We start from the raw sequence: 16933 nt of genomic DNA, 5'->3' as shown, positions 1-16933 counted from the left end.
CTGAACGGTGTGGGGATGGAAAGTGTACGCAATCGCGCAGGCCAGCTTGGTGACGGCGGCGCCTTTCAGTGGCCGTAGCCGGTTAAAATCGCCCATTCATGCCAACTATCCCCTCGCCATCATTACCTCTGCTTGCCGTGCGCGCGCTTGCGTTCTCGCGTGATGACGTTTTGGTGTTCGGGCCATTGGCGTTTTCCGTCGATGCCAATGAAGCCTTGCTGGTGCAAGGCGGCAATGGTGCCGGCAAGACCACGCTGCTGCGCGTCCTGGCGGGTTTGCTGCGCGCTGATGCAGGGGTGATCGAGATCGAAGGCGTGGCGGCCGACGCAGCCTCGCGTGCCCGGCACATCGCCTATTTGGGGCATCTGCCGGGGCTGAAGGCGGATCTGTCTGCACTGCATAATCTGCATTATCTGTGCGGCCTGCATGGCCGTCGCCGCACGCAAACCGCGGAAGCGGCATTGGGAATCACCGGTTTGGCCGGGTATGAAGATGCCGCGGTGCGCACGTTATCAGCGGGCCAGAAAAAACGCCTGGGCCTTGCGCGGCTGTGGCTTTCCCCCGCGCCGTTATGGTTGCTGGATGAGCCCTATGCCAATCTGGATCTGGACGGCATCCATTTGGTCAACCAAATGGTGCAGGCGCATTTGCGCGCAGGTGGTGCCGCGCTGATCACCACCCACGGCGCGTATGCCGCGCCGCCGGTACGCACCCGCCTGCTGGAACTGGGCAAGCACGCCGCATGATGCTGCAAGCCGCCCGCGCCCTGATGGCCCGCGACCTGCACTTGCTGTGGGCGCGGCGTGGCGATGCCCTGCAACCGGCGCTGTTTGCGCTGTTGACGGTGGTGTTGTTTGCCTTGGGCTTGGGGGGGGATGCCAAATCGCTGGCGCCGGTGGCCTCGGCGGTGTTGTGGTTGGCGGTTCTGCTGGCCGGGCTGCTGGCGCTGGATCATTTATTTCGCAGCGACGCCGAAGACGGCTCGCTGGAGCAATGGATGCTGGCCCCGGTGCCGCTGTGGTGGTTGATATTGGTGCGCACCGTGATGCACTGGCTGACCACCGCATTGCCGGTGATTGTGGCGGTGCCCTTGCTGGGTGAGTTATTGCATCTGCCGCATACGCAACTACCGGTACTGCTGGCGTCCTTGCTGCTGGGTACACCCATTCTCAGCCTGCTGGGAGCGGTAGTGGCTGCCCTTACCGTGGGCATGCGGCGTGCCGGCATCCTGGTGGCGCTGCTGGCACTGCCGCTGTATGTGCCGGTCCTGGTATTCGGTGCCGGCGCGGTGGCCGCGCATGCGCAAGGCATGGATGCCAGTGGCGCGCTGCTATTGCTGGGTGCCGGGCTGGTGCTGTCGCTGGTGTTGGCCCCCGTCACCGCCGCAGCGGCGCTACGGATTGCACATCAATGACACGCCGTGATCGGACACTGCGTGGCGGTAAAGCGCTGCAGGACGCCCCCATTCACACTTGAGACAAGTCAAGGCCAGCTTCACATTCACAGGCAGACAATACGTGTACTGGCCGCAGGGCCAGCCCCCTAACTATGGAGTTCTACCCATGAAGTCCCGTCATCTTTTGCTGGCCGGTGCTGTTGCGTTGGCCCTGGCCGCCTGCGGCAAGTCCGAAGCCCCCACCGACACCACTGCCCCCGCAGCGGCCCCGGCTGCTGCCGAAGCCCCTGCTGCGGCCCCGGCGGAAGCCCCACCTGCGCCTGCAGCAGCACCGGCGGCAGCCAGCAGCAAGCCGGCCGTGGTGGCCGATTGCGCAACCACCGTCGAAGCCAACGACATGATGCAATACAACGCCGATTCGATCACCGTGCCGGCCAGCTGCACCCAGTTCACCATCAACCTCAAGCACACCGGCAAGCTGGCCGCCAATGTGATGGGGCATAACGTGGTGATTGCGAAGGAAGCCGACATGGCCGGCATCGCCGCCGATGGCGCAGCCGACCCGGCCACCCATGTCAAGGCCGGCGATACCCGTGCGATTGCACATTCCAAGGTCATTGGCGGTGGCGAATCCACCTCGGTCAGCTTCGATGTGGCCAAGATCAAGGACGGCGGCCCGTTCAAGTTCTTCTGCAGCTTCCCCGGCCATCTGGCGCTGATGCAGGGCAGCATCCAAGTGCAGTAAGCGGTTTCCGTGGTGAATGGGGATACCAGCCCCAAGGCGGGCTGGTATCCTTGGCAGGATTGCCCGCAGCCGCCGTTGCGCCGCCACTGTCTCAGGCCACGATGTCCCCATTGATCCGCTGGTTCCACCAACTCGGCTCGCCGCCGTACTTTGATCGCTTTGCCGCCCGCTGGACGCCGTGGGCCTATCTGCTGGGCGTGCTGACCATGGCGGTGGGCTTGTATGGCGCCCTCTTGCAGGTGCCTGCCGACTACCAGCAAGGCGATAGCTTCCGCATTCTCTACATTCATGTGCCCGCCGCGTGGATGAGCATGGCGGCCTTTGCGCTGATGGCACTGTATTCGGCCATCGCACTGATTTGGCGGATCAAGCTGTGTGAAATTTTGGCGATGGCATGTGCGCCCACCGGTGCGGCCTTCACTCTCATTACCTTGGCGACGGGTTCGATCTGGGGCCGGCCGATGTGGGGCACGTGGTGGGATTGGGATCCGCGGCTGACCACCGAACTGATCCTGCTGTTTTTGTATCTGGGCGTGATCGGCCTGTATGCCGCCATCGACGACCGCCGCAACGCCGCGCGTGCGGCAGGCTTGCTGGCCATCGTTGGGGTTGCGCTGTTGCCGGTGATCCGCTGGTCGGTGGTGTGGTGGAACTCGCTGCATCAAGGCCAAACCATCAGCCTGTTCGGCAAATCGCAGATGGACCCCAGCATGATGTGGCCACTGATCTGGATGATCATCGGCACCAAATTGTGGTTTGTGGGCTCACTGCTGGCCCGCGCCCGTGCCGACAATCTGCGCCGCGAAACCGGCAAGGATTGGGTCGCCAAATTGGCCGCAGGGGGCGCGCGATGAGCTATCGCGAGTACGTCATCGGTGCTTACGCGGTGTTCGCCAGCGTGCTGCTGTGGGACATCCTCATCCCCAAATTGCAAATCCACGCCGCCCTGCGCGCCGCCAAGCTGCGCAATGCACGCAAACCCTCCTCTCCTACTCGCAACCCGGACCTTCCGCTGTCGCGGGACTGACCCACACACCATGCATCCCACTCGTAAACGCCGCTTGATCCTGATTCTTGCCTTGCTTGCTGCCGCAGGTATTGCCACGGCGTTGATCACCATGGCCCTGCAACGCAATGTGGCCTACCTCTATACGCCGCATGAAATCCTGAACGGCAGCGCCGGCCCCCATGTCAGCAATGGCGATGCGCGTTTCCGCCTGGGCGGGATGGTGGCCAAGGGCTCGTTCAAGCGTGCCGTCGGTTCGATGGAGGCGCATTTCGAGGTGGACGATGGCGATGCGCGCCTGCCGGTGGTCTATACCGGCATCCTGCCCGATCTGTTCCGCGAGAATCAGTCGGTGGTCGCCACCGGCCGCATGCGGGGCAAGGTGTTCGTGGCCGAAGAAGTACTGGCCAAGCACGATGAAACCTATATGCCCAAGGAAGTCGCCGACAAGATGGCGCAGGCGCACAAGAAACATCAGGTGCAGGATGCGCAACCCGCCCCCGCGGCAGGCACACCGTAATGCTGCCTGAGCTTGGCCAGATCACCCTGATCCTGGCGTTCCTGGTTGCGGCACTGCAGGCGCTGCTGCCGCTACTGGGTGCGCAGCGCGGTATCGCGCCGCTGATGGCCATTGCGCGGCCTGCGGCCTACATGCAATTGCTGCTGGTGGGCTTGGCGTTTGCCATCTTGACCCATGCGTTTGTGGTGGGTGATTTCTCGGTGCAATACGTGGCCGAGAACTCCAACTCACTGCTGCCCATGCTGTACCGCTACACCGCAGTCTGGGGCGCGCATGAAGGCTCGCTGCTGCTGTGGGCCTTGGTGCTGGCGCTGTGGACCGCCGCCGTGGCGCGCTTTTCCAGCGCATTGCCGCAGCCCGTGGTGGCGCGTGTGCTGGGCGTGATGGGGATTGTGGCTGCAGGCTTTTTGGCGTTCCTGATTTTCACCAGCAACCCGTTTGCGCGCTTGCTGCCCGCCGCCGGCGAAGGCCGCGACCTCAACCCGCTGCTGCAAGACCCCGGCCTGATCATGCACCCGCCGATGCTGTATGCCGGCTACGTCGGCTTTGCGGTGCCGTTTGCGTTTGCCATTGCCGCACTGCTGGAACGCCGCATCGACGCACAATGGCTGCGTTGGACGCGGCCGTGGACGAATGCGGCCTGGGCCTTTCTCACCTTGGGCATCGCCATTGGTTCGTGGTGGGCGTATTACGAATTGGGCTGGGGCGGTTGGTGGTTCTGGGATCCGGTCGAAAACGCCAGCTTCATGCCATGGCTGGCCGGTGCCGCGCTGCTGCATTCGCAAGCGGTCACCGAAAAACGCGGCAGCTTTGGCGGCTGGACATTGCTGCTGGCAATCACCGCGTTTTCACTGTCGCTGCTGGGCACCTTCCTGGTGCGCTCGGGCGTACTGACCTCGGTACATGCCTTTGCTGCCGACCCCGGGCGCGGCCTCTTCGTGCTGATCTTCCTTGGCATCGTGATTGGCGGCTCGCTGCTGCTGTACGCATTGCGCGCACCCGATACCGAATCCAATGCCAAACCATTCGCCGCCGGCTCGCGGGAAACCCTGCTGCTGCTCAACAATCTGTTGCTGGCCTGCGCCTGCGCGATGGTGCTGCTGGGTACGCTGTATCCGCTACTGGCCGACGCACTGGAGCTGGGCAAGATTTCGGTCGGCCCGCCCTACTTCGCCATCATGTTCATCGTGCTGATGGCCCCGCTGGTGGCGCTGGTCCCGCTGGGCCCCTTGACCCGCTGGCAACGTGAACAGATGAGCTCGCCGCTGCGCCTGCTGGCACCCTGGGCGGCATTGGCCGTGCTGTTGGGGGTGGTGGCGTTCTTTCTGGCCCCGCAAGGGCAATGGAAAGTGGCCGCTGGTGTGCTGGGTGCGGTATGGGTGGCGCTGGGCACGCTACGGTTTGTGTGGTCGCGCCTGCGCGCACCGGGCGGGCGCATGACCCGCGAAATGCTGGGCATGAGCGTGGCCCATCTGGGTATCGCGGTGTTCCTGATCGGCGCGTTATTGGTCGAAGGCCTGAACCTGCAACGCGAGCTGGCAGTCAAAGCCGGTGACACTGTCACACTCGGCGCATACAGCTTCCGCTTCGATGGTATTCGCAGCGTGCAAGGCCCCAATTACGTGTCCGATTACGGCACCGTGCAAGTGCTGCACAACGGCCGTTTCGATGTGGAGCTGCATCCCGAAAAACGCCGCTACCGCGCCGGTGGCCAAGTGATGACCGAGTCGGGCATCGCCCGTGGCGTGTTTGCTGATGCCTATGTGGCCCTCGGTGAATCGCTGGGCAACAACACCTGGGCACTGCGGGTGCATGTCAAGCCATTCGTGCGCTGGATCTGGGCCGGCGCGCTGCTGATGGCGCTCGGCGCTGGCATCACTGCCACCGACAAGCGCTTCCGCACGATTCGCAAGGAGCGCGCATGAAACCCGCCCGTTGGCTGCCGTTGGCGGCGTTCGCCGTGCTTGCCGCGCTGTTGGCGGCAGGCGTGTGGATGAGCCGCAAACCCGACCGCGATGCCCTGCCCTCGACGCTGATCGGCAAACCCGCGCCGGAGTTCGCGCTGCCGGTGCTGCACGACCTCAACTACACGGTGAAATTGTCCGACCTGCGCGGCCAGCCGTTCCTGCTGAACGTGTGGGGCAGTTGGTGCGTGGAATGCCGCGTCGAGCACCCGGTATTGACCCGCTTTGCCGAAACCAAACGTCTGCGCGTGGTGGGCTACAACTGGAAAGACGAACCCGCCGATGCGCTGCGCTGGCTGGAACAATTCGGCAACCCGTACATGGTGGTGCTGTCTGATGTGGAAGGCCGCACCGCACTGAATTGGGGCGTGTATGGCGCGCCGGAAACCTTCTTGGTGGATGGCCACGGCATCGTGCGTTGGAAGCATGTGGGGCCATTGACCGATGCCATCATCCAGACTCAATTGCTGCCGCTGCTGGGCAAGATCGAGGCCGCGCAATGATGCGGATTCTGCTCACCGCATTGCTCTGGCTGGCCACGCTGGCGGTCGCGCTGCCGGTGTTCGCCCAAGCCGGCCAACAAACCGACGCCGCGCCCTTGGTGTTTCGCAATAGTGGCGAAGAAACCCGCTTTCATCAGCTGACCCTGCAACTGCGCTGCGTGATGTGCCAAAACCAATCGCTGGCCGACTCCAACGCGCTGATCGCCCTGCAACTGCGTCACGAAGTCTTGGACTTGATGCGGCAAGGCAAGAGTGATGCGCAGATCAAGGACTACCTGGTGCAACGCTACGGCGAATTCGTGCTGTACAACCCCAGATTCGAAGGCAGCACCTGGCTGTTGTGGGTGGGCCCGGCACTGCTGCTGCTGGTGGGCGCAGGCGCGATCACCGCCATCGTGCGCAAACGCAAACCCGCTACCGGCAACGTGGCCAACGACGATGGGCAGGAATGGTGATGGCCGCACTCATCGTTATTGCCATCGTCCTGGGCCTGATCGTGCTGGCCACCGTGCTGCGCCCGCTGTGGGCCAGCGCACGCGGCGTGGCACTGGGCATTGCGGGCATCAGCCTGCTCTCGGCCGGTTTGCTGTATCAATTGCTCGGCACCCCGCAGGCACTGGATGCCGCCGCCCGGCAAGCCCCGCAAACGCTGGAAGCGGCCATCGAACAACTCAAGACCGCACTGGCGCGCGACCCCAAGCAAGCCGAAGGTTGGGTGTTGCTGGCGCAGGCGTATCAGCGCACCGGCGATACCGGCGGCGCACGCGATGCGTTTGCCAAGGCCGCCGCCTTGTCCGCCGACGATGCCGACCTGCAAACCGATGCCGCGCAAGCCCGCGCCATGGCCGATGCCGCACACAACTTCGATGCACAGGCGTTGGCACTTTTGCACCGCGCCTTGCAGATCAATCCCAAGCATCAGCGCGCGCGTTGGTTCCTCGGCGTGACGCAGCGCCAGGCCGGCCAGAATGCGCAAGCTGCGGCCACCTGGGCGCCATTGTTGGCGCAAGTGGATGCCAGCACCGCCGCCAGCTTGCGCAAGGAAATCAACGTCGCCCGCAACTTGGCCGGGCAACCGCCACTGCCCGATGCACCACCGGCAGCGGCGGCATCCGTCCTGCTAACCGTGAAGGTGTCACTGGATCCCTCGCTGGCAGCGCGGGTGCGTTTGCAGCCGGATGCAAAAGTATTTGTCATCGCCCGCCAAGTGGGCGGCCCGCCGATGCCGGTCGCCGCACAAAAACACGCCGTCTCCGAACTCCCGTTCAGCGCCAGCCTCAGCGACGCCGACAGCCCCATGCCCACCTTGAAGCTTTCGCAAATGACCGAAGTGGAACTGGTGGCGCGGCTATCGGCCACTGGCGAGGCCATGCCGCAAGCCGGTGACCTGCAAAGCAAACCACTGCGCGTGCACTTGCCGGCCAAGGACGCGGTGGACTTGGTGATCGGCACCCCCTGACTACACGCATAACGGTATGCCGTTTCGGCATCACCGGCAGGACAAGCAAGGAGGAAGATGGGCCATCGCTCAATTTCCTTGTTATCGCCATGGCCGAATTCATCCCGCCCGGCACCCGCTGGGTTGATCTGCCCTCGCCGTTTCCGATCAAGCGCGGCGGCGCGCTACACGGCGCGCGCATGGCGTATGAAACTTGGGGCACGCTGAATGCCGCGCACGATAACGCCATCCTGGTGTTGACCGGGATGTCGCCGGATGCGCACGCGGCGTCCAATACTGGCAACCCCGCACCTGGCTGGTGGGAATGGATGATCGGCCCCGGCAAGCCCATCGACACCCAGCGCTGGTTTGTGCTGTGCGTCAACGCACTGGGCAGTTGCAAAGGCAGCACCGGGCCGGCCAGCATCAACCCCAACACTGGCGCGTCCTATCGCCTCGATTTCCCGGAGCTGTCCATCGAAGACGGTGCCGACGCCGCACTGGCGGTTGTGCGCGAGCTGGGCATCGAGCAACTGGCCTGCGTGCTGGGCAATTCGATGGGCGGCATGACCGCGCTGTCGTTGTTGGCGCGCCACCCCGGCATCGCCCGCAGCCATATCAATATCTGCGGCGCGGCGCGTGCGCTGCCGTTTTCGATTGCGATTCGCTCGTTGCAACGCGAAGCCATTCGCCTCGATCCGCACTGGAACGGCGGCGACTACAGTGAGGACCACTATCCCGAAAACGGGATGCGCATGGCGCGCAAACTGGGCGTGGTGACTTATCGTTCGGCACTGGAATGGGACGGCCGCTTTGGCCGCGTGCGGCTGGACGCCGAGCAGCGCGAGGACGATGAGCCGTTTGGCCTGGAGTTTGAAGTCGAAAGTTATCTGGAAGCCCACGCCCGCCGCTTTGTACGCAAGTACGACCCCAATTGCTATTTGTACTTGAGCCGTTCGATGGATTGGTTTGATCTGGGCGAAGCGCACGGCGGCGACACCTTGCACGGGCTATCCTCGATTGAGGGCGTGCACTCGGCACTGGTGATCGGGGTCAAGACCGACATCCTGTTCCCGATCCAGCAACAAGAAGAAATCGCCGCCGGTTTGCGCAATGCCGGCTGCGAAACCCGCTTTCTGCCCATGCCCTCGCCACAAGGCCATGACGCCTTTCTGGTCGACGCCGCCCGCTTTGGCCCGGCAGTCACCAGCTTCCTGCGCACCCTGCCTGCGACACAAATTTTCACGAACAGGGTGGCATAAACGTAACTCTCCGCTATACTTGCACGCTCCACGCCGAAGTGGCGGAATCGGTAGACGCAGCGGACTCAAAATCCGCCGCCCTTAAAAGCGTGTGGGTTCGAGTCCCACCTTCGGCACCAAAGTTTTGCAATAAAGCCCGCCACGTGCGGGCTTTATTTTTACGCGTCATTGTTGCGTCATCCCAGCGACACCGTGTGGTCACGACCGAGCCCGAGGCTGATCACGTTCAATTGGTGCCTACGCCGCGCATATGCATTACGCATTCGTCACCGAAACCTACCCCCCGGAAATCAACGGCGTTGCACTGACGGTGCAGGGGCTCGAACATGGCCTACGCGAACGCGGGCATAACGTTTCTTTGGTGCGGCCACGTCAACAGGCAGAACACAGTCCGTCGGAACATTGCACGCTGGTGCGTGGCGCCAACCTGCCCCGCTACCCCGGCCTCAAGTTTGGCCTCCCTGCCACGCATCTATTGCGCAACCGCTGGCGGCAATGTCGGCCGGATGCCATCTATGTGGCTACCGAAGGTCCACTGGGGTGGTCGGCTTTGCGTGCCGCTAGGCAATTGCAAATCCCAGCCATCAGCGGGTTCCATACCCGTTTCGACGATTATGTACGCAGCTACGGTGCACCCTGGCTACAGGGCACAGCATTGCGATGGATGCGGCATTTCCACAACAGCGCGCAGGCCACCTTGGTGCCTACGCGTGAACTGCAAGCGTTTCTTGAAGGCCAGCGGTTCAATAATGTGATTCGGTTACCGCGTGCGGTGGATACACAGATGTTTCACCCCAATCTGCGGGATCCACGCCTGCGCGCGCGCTGGGGATTGAAAGACGACGATTTGGCGGTGATTTATGTCGGCCGCATTGCCGCTGAAAAAAACCTGCCATTGGCGGTCCGCGCCTTTCGCCAACTGCAACAGATACGCCCGCAAGCGCGCTTCATCTGGGTTGGGGACGGCCCCGCCCGTGCAGCCTTGCAGCGTGAAAATCCGGACTTCCTTTTTTGCGGCATTCAACGCAACGAAGCACTGGCGCGCCACTTCGCCAGTGGTGATTTATTTTTGTTTCCAAGCCTTAGCGAAACCTTCGGCAACGTGACCCTGGAAGCGCTGGCAAGCGGCATCCCCACGATTGCATTCGATTACGGCGCAGCGCATGAGGCGCTGCAAGACGGTGTGCAGGGCGCCGCGATCGCGTGCAATGACGACGCTGCCTTTATCGCAGCCACAATGCGGCTTGGAAGTGATAACACCAACCTCACCCAAATGCGCCTGGCTTGCCGCGATGCTGTCTCCGGTTTGCAACCGGCGCGGGTGGCTGAAGCGTTTGACCAGATCCTGCAATCGCTGACCATACGGGGTGATCGCCATGTCGCAACCGCGCTCCCATGAACGGCTACTCGCCGTTGAACAATCCTGGTGCCTGCGTGCCAATACCCTATGCAGCCGGCGCTATATGTTGCGCTACTTCACCACCGTCAGCCGCTTAGGCGATGGTGTGTTCTGGTACGGCTTAATGGCCATGTTGGTAGTCGTCAATGGCGCGACCGGCCTGCGTGCCGCGCTGCACTTGGCGGCTATCGGCGTGGTTGCCCTGCTCTTGTACCGATCGCTGAAACGGCACACACGGCGATCACGCCCGTTTGCCAGCGATCTGCGTATTCGTGCCTGGATCGCACCCTTGGATGAGTACAGCTTCCCCTCTGGACACACCCTGCACGCGGTCGCCTTCAGCGTGGTCGCCGTCGCTTATTACCCAAAGCTGGCTTGGTTGCTGATTCCGTTCACCGCAAGCGTTGCGGTTTCACGCGTCGTGTTGGGGCTGCACTACCCCAGCGACGTGCTGGCGGCAACCGGTATCGGCACACTGCTGGCGGTCGCATCGCTGTGCTTGATACAGCTGCTGGGCATGCCGCTTTGACCTGGGCTTGTTGCGCTGGGCACCCTATGCCCACGCAAGCGGCAAGATTGGATCATTGCAGAGCCTTACGTTTGCACGCTTACAATCAAGCCTCATCGTTGGAGGCCCCATGCAACTGGATCTCACTGGAAAACACGCACTGGTCTGCGGCGGCTCGGAAGGCATTGGCCGCGCAACGGCAGTGGAACTGGCTACGCTAGGGGCAGCCGTGACGCTGCTGGCCCGGCGCGAGGGTGCATTGCGCGACACAGTTGCAAGCCTGCCCTGCCCACAGTCGCAAACCCACGGCTACTTGACGGTGGATATGGCCGATACCGATGCCTTGCGCGCACGCGTGGGTGCACTGGCGGCGGCAACACCGGTGCATATTTTGATCAACAATACCGGCGGGCCACCCGGTGGACCGGCGCATACAGCCGATATTGGCGCGTATCAAGACGCCTTCAACAAGCACGTGATTGCCGGGCAGGCCCTCGTGCAAACGTTGCTGCCGGGCATGCGTACCGCCGGTTGGGGACGCATCGTCAATGTGATTTCAACCTCGGTCTATGAGCCCATCCCCAACTTGGGCGTGTCCAATACCATCCGCGGCGCGGTGGCCAGTTGGGCCAAGACGCTCTCGCGTGAATTGGGCGGCGCGGGCATCACCGTCAACAACGTCCTGCCCGGCTACACCCGCACCCAACGGTTGGAGCAAATCCTGCGCGACCGCAGCGCGGCATCCGGCAAATCGCAAGAAGACGTCGCCGCCGGCATGCTGGCCACGGTGCCGGTAGCGCGGTTCGCACAAGCCCCGGAAATCGCCGGCGTCATCGCGTTTTTGTGCGCGCCAGTGGCCGCCTACGTCAACGGCCAGTCAATCGCGGTGGACGGTGGACGGATGCAGTCGATTTGAGATGTCATCGGTGTCACTCACCCGCCCGAGTCAAGACCCACGCTTTGCTTCAATCCGCCACGATAGGTACGACTGCAAGGCAGGCTGCTCCCATCGTTCAAATGAATACGGGCATCACCGGTCTCCAGCGGTTCAATTGAAGCGATACGATCCAGATTGACCATATAGCTGCGATGGATACGGGTAAAGCACGCCGGATCCAGCTTCGCCTCGATACTGGCCAGCGTACTGCGCAACGGGTAGTCGTGGCCGCGCACATGCAGGTTCACGTAATTGCCGGAGGCTTGCAGCCACTCGATATCGTTGGCCGCGATCAGGAATTCGCGACCCAGCTTGCGCACCAAAAACCGCTCCGGCCGATCCACTGGTTCCACCGGTGTGCCTTCATCGGGGGCATCCAGCACACTGGCCTCTCCTTGCAGTCGGCGCAGGATGAAGCGGTAGCCCTCGATGGTCAGCACCACGCCGGCATAAGAGCGCACATCCTTCAGGTATTCGTAGCCAAACTCCCGCCACCACGAACCAAAATCGTAGTGGTCGCCGATACTGGCATAGGCCAGCTTGCGCAGCGCCACCATTCCCAGCACATGCAGGATCGACCACAGCAGGCTGCCCACAAGGTGAATGGGGAGTACCCGTCGCCAAGTATCCAGATGCAGCGGGAAGCGCCGGGTAAACCACACCACCGCCGGCACCAATACCAACCCGACCACGGCGGAGCTGGTTTCCCAGACGACTGGCTGCCATGCCTTGAACCCCAATTGCGCGCGTTCAACATCCATCGTCACGGTGATGCTGTTGGTCAATGCACTGACGAGGTACTGGACAACCCAATAGCCAACCTCAACGCCGCGTCGCCACGGTTGATAGCGCTGGTAGAACGGTGGCGGCGAAGTCTGCATCTGCGCATTGTAGGTGGTACTGGAAACCCGCCCATCCCGACTCGTCACCGCGTTCCGCGGTTCGTCCCAAACCCGCGTCGCACGGTCACTTCTGGATAGCCGGAGCGCGCGTGGGTGCCGATGCTGGCAACCTTCTGGGAAGCGGAATCCACCGCATGCAACGCCGTCACGATATCGACGCCCTGCGCGTCATTGCCTTCAGCTTGCTGATCCTGTACCACGCGGCGATGGTCTATGTGGCCGGCTGGGACTTCCACATCAAAAGCAGCTACCAAGCCGAATGGTTGCAGTACCCAATGATCGCGCTCAACCGCTGGCGGATGCCTCTTTTGTTCATGATTTCCGGAATTGCGATTGGGCTTGCTGGGATTGAAGGGCACCGCTGGCGCTTCGCCGGAGCACGCAGCTTGCGCCTGCTGATGCCGCTGGTGTTCGGCATGTTGCTGGTGGTACCGCCACAGACCCACGTCCAGGTCAGCGCGCAATACGGCTATACCGGCACTCTCTTGCACTTCTACCCGCTTTACCTGACCCATGGGCTTTGCCGCGCCAGCCAATGCATGCTGACGCCCACTTGGAATCATCTCTGGTATCTGGCCTATTTGCTGCCCTACACCTTGCTGTTGCTGCTCGCCACACCACTGCTGCAGCAGGCCAGACGTTGGCTGCTGCCGTCGCCACGCACCCTCGCAGGGCTGGTGATCTTGCCTATCGTGTGGCTATTGAGCGTTCGGCTGTGGCTGGCACCGCAGTTCCCGGAAACCCATGCGCTGTTCGACGATTGGGCGGTGCATGCGGAATCGCTGCCCTTGTTCCTGCTGGGCTACCTGTTGGCGACGCATGTGTGGTTTTGGGACGCAGTGCAGCGGCTACGCTGGATCACCTTGGCGCTGGCACTGTTCGCCATCGGGGTGGAACTTGGCCTGCGCTGGATCAGCCACTACCCACCCTCCGGCCCCATTCCCGATTGGGCCATGCTGCTGCCGTGGTATTTGATCGAGCGTATCGCCCGCGTGATCTACACCTGGATCGCACTGCTCACCCTGTTCGGCTGGGCGCGCGCCCTCCTCAACCGCCCCTTCCACTGGCTCCCCTATTGCACGGAAGCCGTGTTTTCCTGGTACATCCTGCACCAGACCTTGATCGTGGTGCTGGCCTATTGGTTGATTCCGATGCGGCTGGGTGCCGGCATCGAAGCATCGCTGGTGATCTTCGGCACGCTGGCCGGCTGCCTTGTGCTGCACGAGTGCCTGATTCGTCGCGTGCAATGGCTGCGCCCGCTGTTTGGGCTCAAGCGGGAGAGGACGCGGCTGCCGCTTCCCGATGCACCACCTGCAATTGGATAGCCTCACCGCCACGCCAGTCATCGGGCACGATGCGATACGCGATGCGTGCTTTTCGTGCCGGCTCCACGCCGTCCCAGCCGTTGAACTGGATGGCGTTGAAGCGTTGCCCATGCAGCCCAAGCTCCAGCTTGAGGTGACGTTCTTTCAAAACACGCCAATGCAATACTTCGAACGCATCATCGAACAGCGGCTCCGGATAACCCTGCCCCCAGTGGCCGCCATCGCGCAGGGCATGTGCTGTGCTGATGTGAAATTCATCGGCGCACAGACCACCGTCACTGCGCAACACATCCACCAACAAATCTTCACTTAGCAGCTCGGCGCTGACCGCGACAAACGCACTGCGAAAGGCTTCGAATTGCTCCCGCGCAAGGCTCATGCCGGCCGCCATCGCGTGACCGCCAAAGCGGGCGATCAAGCCCGGGTGGCGGGCATCCACCAGCGCCAGTGCATCGCGAACATGAAAGCCCGGGATCGAACGCGCCGAGCCACGCAGCATGGGGCTATCGGGTTCAGCGGGGGCGAAGGCAATCGCCGGACGATGCAGGCGTTCTTTGAGTTTCGATGCTACCAGTCCGACCACGCCGGGGTGCCAGTCGGGGTCAAATAAACACGCGGCATACCGGGTGTCGATGCCATCCAAACTGGCCTCTGCCATGTCTTGCATGTCGGTTTGCAGGGCGCGGCGTTCTTCGTTGATGCCCTGCAAGATGGCGGCAAGCCCGCGCGCTTGGCCAGCATCATCGGTCAACAAACATTCGATGCCGATGCCCATGTCTTCCAAGCGACCCGCGGCATTGATGCGCGGGCCGATGGCAAACCCGATATCGGTGGTGGACAGCGTGCCGGCCTTGCGCCCGGAGACCTCCAGCAAGGCCTGCAAACCGGCGCAGCCTTGCCCTGCCCGCAGCCGGCGCAGCCCCGCGCCGACCAAGGCTCGATTGTTGGCATCCAGTGGCACCATATCGGCCACCGTGCCCACCGCCACCAGATCCAGCAACGTCGCAAGATCGGCCTGTACACCCAAACGCGCACGCAGCGCCAGCAACACATAAAACATCACGCCCACGCCTGCCAGTGCCTTGCTGGCGAAGCTGCAGCCGGGTTGATTGGGATTGACGATGGCATCCGCCGGCGGCAGTACTGGCCCTGGCAAGTGGTGATCGGTGACGAGGATGTTCCAGCCGTGCGCTTTCGCCGCGTGGATGCCGGCGTGACAGGCGATGCCGTGATCCACCGTCACCAACAGATCCGGCTGCAACTCCGCAAGTTCTTCCACCAACGCCGGGGTCAGCCCGTAGCCATGCACGATGCGATTGGGCACCGCATGCGAGAGCCGGCGTACGCCCAACATCCGCAAGCCGCGTACCGCCACCGCAGTGGCGGTGGCGCCGTCGCAATCAAAATCCCCGACCACCAGGATATGCGCGTCATTTCCAATGGCGGTCTGCAGCAAATCCAATGCCGCGTCGATGCCTTTCAAACCTTCGGGCGGCAACAAATCCGCCAAGCGCGGCAGCGCGCTGCGCGCATCACTGCCGCGTGCGGCATGCACGCGGCGCAACACCTCCGGCCAATGCGTGGGCCACTCGCCGCTTGCGGCCTGCGGCGGGCGGCGCACAATGCGGCGCAGCACATTCATGCCGTAAGCCTGGTCAATGGCCTGCGCCAGAACCGCCAGCGTTGCCCGCGTGTCAGCGTGAAGAGGGTGCCATCGGCAAAATCAAACTGTGCATCCTCCGCGCAAGCCGGCAGCAACCACTCCTGCAGCAAGCGACCTACATCGCGCTGATGGCGCAGGTCCACCAGTGCATTCGCGGTGGACGGTTGAACATCGGCAAGCGGCATGCACGCCAGTGTGCCCAGCAGCGCAGCGCCCTGCACGACGGGATCATCGGAAAACACGGTCACCGCAGTGCTTGCAAGACTGTCGGGCAATACCCCTCCCCCCCAGAACCACAGCGCATTGATCGCTACCCGGCCGTGCTCCAATCGTGTGGCGTTGTGCGGATGGTTGTGCAGCGCAATCTGCACCTCGCTTTCCAACACGCGCCAGCGACGCGCATCCGGTCCTTCTGCGCGATGTTGAAACACATCATCACCCAATGCCGCATCGGGCGATGCAAATTCCGGCACCGCACTGCCGCGCGGCAAACGCAGATACCAGCGCTGCGGATGCGGCGCATCCAGCACAAATCCGGCATCGCCAAACAATGGCCGCAAGGCCGGCAGCAACGCATCCACGTCGGTCTGTTCGATACCCAGATTGCGACCGATGCCCAGCAATCGCGCACCGTTGATATCAGGACGAATATGCGCAGGATCTGCGCGCAACCACTGCGCAGCACGGGCGTCGTCCTCGCCGGCATCCAGAAGCCGCGTCAACGCCGCCTGCGGCCAACGTGCGGGCAATGGCCGCAGATGCCGCATCAATTGCGCAACTTCACCTGCCTCACGCCGACTGCGGTTGGCGCACGCCAATGCCCTGCCTAATGCATCCGGCAAGGCTTGTCCGGCAAACCGCGAAAGTGCGGGCAACAGCAGCGTCAGGCGTGCCACGACTCAGCCCAAATACTTGACCGACACAACCTCGTATTCGCGGGTGCCGCCGGGGGCTTCGATGGTGATGGCATCGCCTTCGAGTTTGCCGATCAGCGCACGCGCCACCGGCGAGGAAATCGCGATGAGGCCCTGCTTGATGTCGGCTTCGAGATCACCCACGATCTGGTAGGTTCTTTCTTCATCGGTATCGCAATCGACCAACACCACGGTCGCACCGAAGACGATTTTATCGCCGGCCGCCAACTGCGCGATATCGATGACCTGCGCATGCGACAACTCGGATTCGAGGTGTTTGATGCGGCCTTCGATAAAGCCTTGCTGTTCGCGTGCGGCGTGGTACTCGGCGTTTTCCTTGAGGTCGCCATGCGCACGCGCTTCGGCAATCGCTTCAATGATGGCCGGGCGCTTGATCGACTTCAGTTCATCCAGTTCGGCACGCAAACGTTGCGCGCCTTTGGCGGTAATG

19 protein-coding genes and 1 tRNA gene are annotated in these 16933 nt (G+C 62.7%); 16 read left to right on the top strand and 4 right to left on the bottom strand.

Annotation, left to right across the window (positions count from 1 at the left end):
- Positions 1-98 precede the first annotated feature (98 nt).
- From ccmA to K7B09_RS03195, 15 genes are all read left to right on the top strand, one after another.
- Positions 99-746, top strand: a complete 648-nt coding sequence (gene ccmA / locus K7B09_RS03265; protein WP_223626718.1) for a heme ABC exporter ATP-binding protein CcmA — start codon at positions 99-101, stop codon at positions 744-746.
- Positions 743-1414, top strand: coding sequence for a heme exporter protein CcmB (ccmB, locus tag K7B09_RS03260; RefSeq protein WP_223626717.1), 672 nt, complete (start codon positions 743-745; stop codon positions 1412-1414). The genes ccmA and ccmB overlap by 4 nt, the downstream gene beginning before the upstream one ends.
- Positions 1415-1562: 148 nt before the next feature.
- Complete coding sequence (gene azu, locus K7B09_RS03255; protein ID WP_223626716.1) at positions 1563-2141, top strand: azurin; 579 nt, start codon at positions 1563-1565, stop codon at positions 2139-2141.
- A 101-nt stretch (positions 2142-2242) separates the two neighbouring features.
- Positions 2243-2995, top strand: a complete 753-nt coding sequence (locus tag K7B09_RS03250; protein ID WP_223626715.1) for a heme ABC transporter permease — start codon at positions 2243-2245, stop codon at positions 2993-2995.
- A complete protein-coding gene (locus K7B09_RS03245) occupies positions 2992-3168 on the top strand; it encodes a heme exporter protein CcmD (protein ID WP_223626714.1) in 177 nt (58 codons plus the stop codon). The genes K7B09_RS03250 and K7B09_RS03245 overlap by 4 nt, the downstream gene beginning before the upstream one ends.
- 10 nt (positions 3169-3178) lie before the next feature.
- Positions 3179-3667, top strand: a complete 489-nt coding sequence (ccmE, locus tag K7B09_RS03240; RefSeq protein ID WP_223626713.1) for a cytochrome c maturation protein CcmE — start codon at positions 3179-3181, stop codon at positions 3665-3667.
- Positions 3667-5592, top strand: coding sequence for a heme lyase CcmF/NrfE family subunit (locus K7B09_RS03235; protein ID WP_223626712.1), 1926 nt, complete (start codon positions 3667-3669; stop codon positions 5590-5592). Before ccmE ends, K7B09_RS03235 begins: the two co-directional genes overlap by 1 nt.
- Positions 5589-6134: a DsbE family thiol:disulfide interchange protein gene (locus K7B09_RS03230; RefSeq protein WP_223626711.1), complete on the top strand. Its 546-nt coding sequence runs from the start codon at positions 5589-5591 to the stop codon at positions 6132-6134. Before K7B09_RS03235 ends, K7B09_RS03230 begins: the two co-directional genes overlap by 4 nt.
- Entirely contained in the window at positions 6131-6589 is a 459-nt protein-coding gene (locus K7B09_RS03225; RefSeq protein ID WP_223626710.1) for a cytochrome c-type biogenesis protein, read from the top strand. The genes K7B09_RS03230 and K7B09_RS03225 overlap by 4 nt, the downstream gene beginning before the upstream one ends.
- Positions 6583-7593, top strand: a complete 1011-nt coding sequence (locus K7B09_RS03220) for a tetratricopeptide repeat protein (protein WP_223626709.1) — start codon at positions 6583-6585, stop codon at positions 7591-7593. The genes K7B09_RS03225 and K7B09_RS03220 overlap by 7 nt, the downstream gene beginning before the upstream one ends.
- Positions 7594-7682: 89 nt before the next feature.
- On the top strand, positions 7683-8834 hold the full coding sequence (gene metX / locus K7B09_RS03215) for a homoserine O-acetyltransferase MetX (protein WP_223626708.1): 1152 nt from the start codon (positions 7683-7685) through the stop codon (positions 8832-8834).
- Positions 8835-8866: 32 nt separating this feature from the next.
- Positions 8867-8953: transfer RNA gene (locus K7B09_RS03210), tRNA-Leu, on the top strand.
- Between the two features lie 131 nt (positions 8954-9084).
- Positions 9085-10233 (top strand): glycosyltransferase family 4 protein, encoded by a 1149-nt coding sequence (locus K7B09_RS03205; RefSeq protein ID WP_223626707.1) that lies wholly within the window; start codon positions 9085-9087, stop codon positions 10231-10233.
- A complete protein-coding gene (locus tag K7B09_RS03200) occupies positions 10211-10762 on the top strand; it encodes a phosphatase PAP2 family protein (RefSeq protein WP_223626706.1) in 552 nt (183 codons plus the stop codon). Before K7B09_RS03205 ends, K7B09_RS03200 begins: the two co-directional genes overlap by 23 nt.
- Before the next feature lie 109 nt (positions 10763-10871).
- Positions 10872-11657, top strand: coding sequence for an SDR family oxidoreductase (locus K7B09_RS03195; RefSeq protein WP_223626705.1), 786 nt, complete (start codon positions 10872-10874; stop codon positions 11655-11657).
- A gap of 17 nt (positions 11658-11674) precedes the next feature.
- Here K7B09_RS03195 and K7B09_RS03190 read toward each other — a convergent pair whose 3' ends face one another.
- Positions 11675-12559 (bottom strand): LytTR family DNA-binding domain-containing protein, encoded by an 885-nt coding sequence (locus tag K7B09_RS03190; RefSeq protein ID WP_223626704.1) that lies wholly within the window; start codon positions 12557-12559, stop codon positions 11675-11677.
- Between the two features lie 155 nt (positions 12560-12714).
- Between K7B09_RS03190 and K7B09_RS03185 the strand changes: the two genes are divergently transcribed.
- Positions 12715-13905 carry an acyltransferase family protein gene (locus tag K7B09_RS03185; protein WP_223626703.1) on the top strand — a complete coding sequence of 397 codons (1191 nt, stop codon included), beginning with the start codon at positions 12715-12717 and terminating at the stop codon, positions 13903-13905.
- Here K7B09_RS03185 and recJ read toward each other — a convergent pair.
- From recJ to greA, 3 genes are read right to left on the bottom strand one after another with little or no spacing between them, the layout of a single operon-like run.
- Positions 13850-15547 (bottom strand): single-stranded-DNA-specific exonuclease RecJ, encoded by a 1698-nt coding sequence (recJ, locus tag K7B09_RS03180; RefSeq protein ID WP_223626702.1) that lies wholly within the window; start codon positions 15545-15547, stop codon positions 13850-13852. The two genes, K7B09_RS03185 and recJ, sit on opposite strands and share 56 nt — an antisense overlap.
- Complete coding sequence (locus tag K7B09_RS03175; protein WP_223626699.1) at positions 15544-16464, bottom strand: phosphoglycerate mutase; 921 nt, start codon at positions 16462-16464, stop codon at positions 15544-15546. The genes recJ and K7B09_RS03175 overlap by 4 nt, the downstream gene beginning before the upstream one ends.
- A 3-nt stretch (positions 16465-16467) precedes the next feature.
- Positions 16468-16932, bottom strand: a complete 465-nt coding sequence (gene greA / locus K7B09_RS03170; protein WP_223627731.1) for a transcription elongation factor GreA — start codon at positions 16930-16932, stop codon at positions 16468-16470.
- Position 16933 lies beyond the last annotated feature (1 nt).

This window comes from Thermomonas beijingensis, from assembly GCF_020034655.1.
Lineage (GTDB): Bacteria > Pseudomonadota > Gammaproteobacteria > Xanthomonadales > Xanthomonadaceae > Thermomonas > Thermomonas beijingensis.
The sequence above is the reverse complement of the archived record's forward strand: the minus strand, read 5'-3'. Positions and strand labels throughout refer to the sequence as shown.

Bases quoted from the DNA above. Each gene is read 5' to 3' on its own strand.
- ccmA (WP_223626718.1), top strand. From the start codon at position 99: ATGCCAACTATCCCCTCGCCATCATTACCTCTGCTTGCCGTGCGCGCG.
- ccmB (WP_223626717.1), top strand. From the start codon at position 743: ATGATGCTGCAAGCCGCCCGCGCCCTGATGGCCCGCGACCTGCACTTG.
- azu (WP_223626716.1), top strand. From the start codon at position 1,563: ATGAAGTCCCGTCATCTTTTGCTGGCCGGTGCTGTTGCGTTGGCCCTG.
- K7B09_RS03250 (WP_223626715.1), top strand. From the start codon at position 2,243: ATGTCCCCATTGATCCGCTGGTTCCACCAACTCGGCTCGCCGCCGTAC.
- K7B09_RS03245 (WP_223626714.1), top strand. From the start codon at position 2,992: ATGAGCTATCGCGAGTACGTCATCGGTGCTTACGCGGTGTTCGCCAGC.
- ccmE (WP_223626713.1), top strand. From the start codon at position 3,179: ATGCATCCCACTCGTAAACGCCGCTTGATCCTGATTCTTGCCTTGCTT.
- K7B09_RS03235 (WP_223626712.1), top strand. From the start codon at position 3,667: ATGCTGCCTGAGCTTGGCCAGATCACCCTGATCCTGGCGTTCCTGGTT.
- K7B09_RS03230 (WP_223626711.1), top strand. From the start codon at position 5,589: ATGAAACCCGCCCGTTGGCTGCCGTTGGCGGCGTTCGCCGTGCTTGCC.
- K7B09_RS03225 (WP_223626710.1), top strand. From the start codon at position 6,131: ATGATGCGGATTCTGCTCACCGCATTGCTCTGGCTGGCCACGCTGGCG.
- K7B09_RS03220 (WP_223626709.1), top strand. From the start codon at position 6,583: ATGGTGATGGCCGCACTCATCGTTATTGCCATCGTCCTGGGCCTGATC.
- metX (WP_223626708.1), top strand. From the start codon at position 7,683: ATGGCCGAATTCATCCCGCCCGGCACCCGCTGGGTTGATCTGCCCTCG.
- K7B09_RS03205 (WP_223626707.1), top strand. From the start codon at position 9,085: ATGCATTACGCATTCGTCACCGAAACCTACCCCCCGGAAATCAACGGC.
- K7B09_RS03200 (WP_223626706.1), top strand. From the start codon at position 10,211: ATGTCGCAACCGCGCTCCCATGAACGGCTACTCGCCGTTGAACAATCC.
- K7B09_RS03195 (WP_223626705.1), top strand. From the start codon at position 10,872: ATGCAACTGGATCTCACTGGAAAACACGCACTGGTCTGCGGCGGCTCG.
- K7B09_RS03190 (WP_223626704.1), bottom strand. From the start codon at position 12,559: ATGCAGACTTCGCCGCCACCGTTCTACCAGCGCTATCAACCGTGGCGA.
- K7B09_RS03185 (WP_223626703.1), top strand. From the start codon at position 12,715: ATGCAACGCCGTCACGATATCGACGCCCTGCGCGTCATTGCCTTCAGC.
- recJ (WP_223626702.1), bottom strand. From the start codon at position 15,547: ATGAATGTGCTGCGCCGCATTGTGCGCCGCCCGCCGCAGGCCGCAAGC.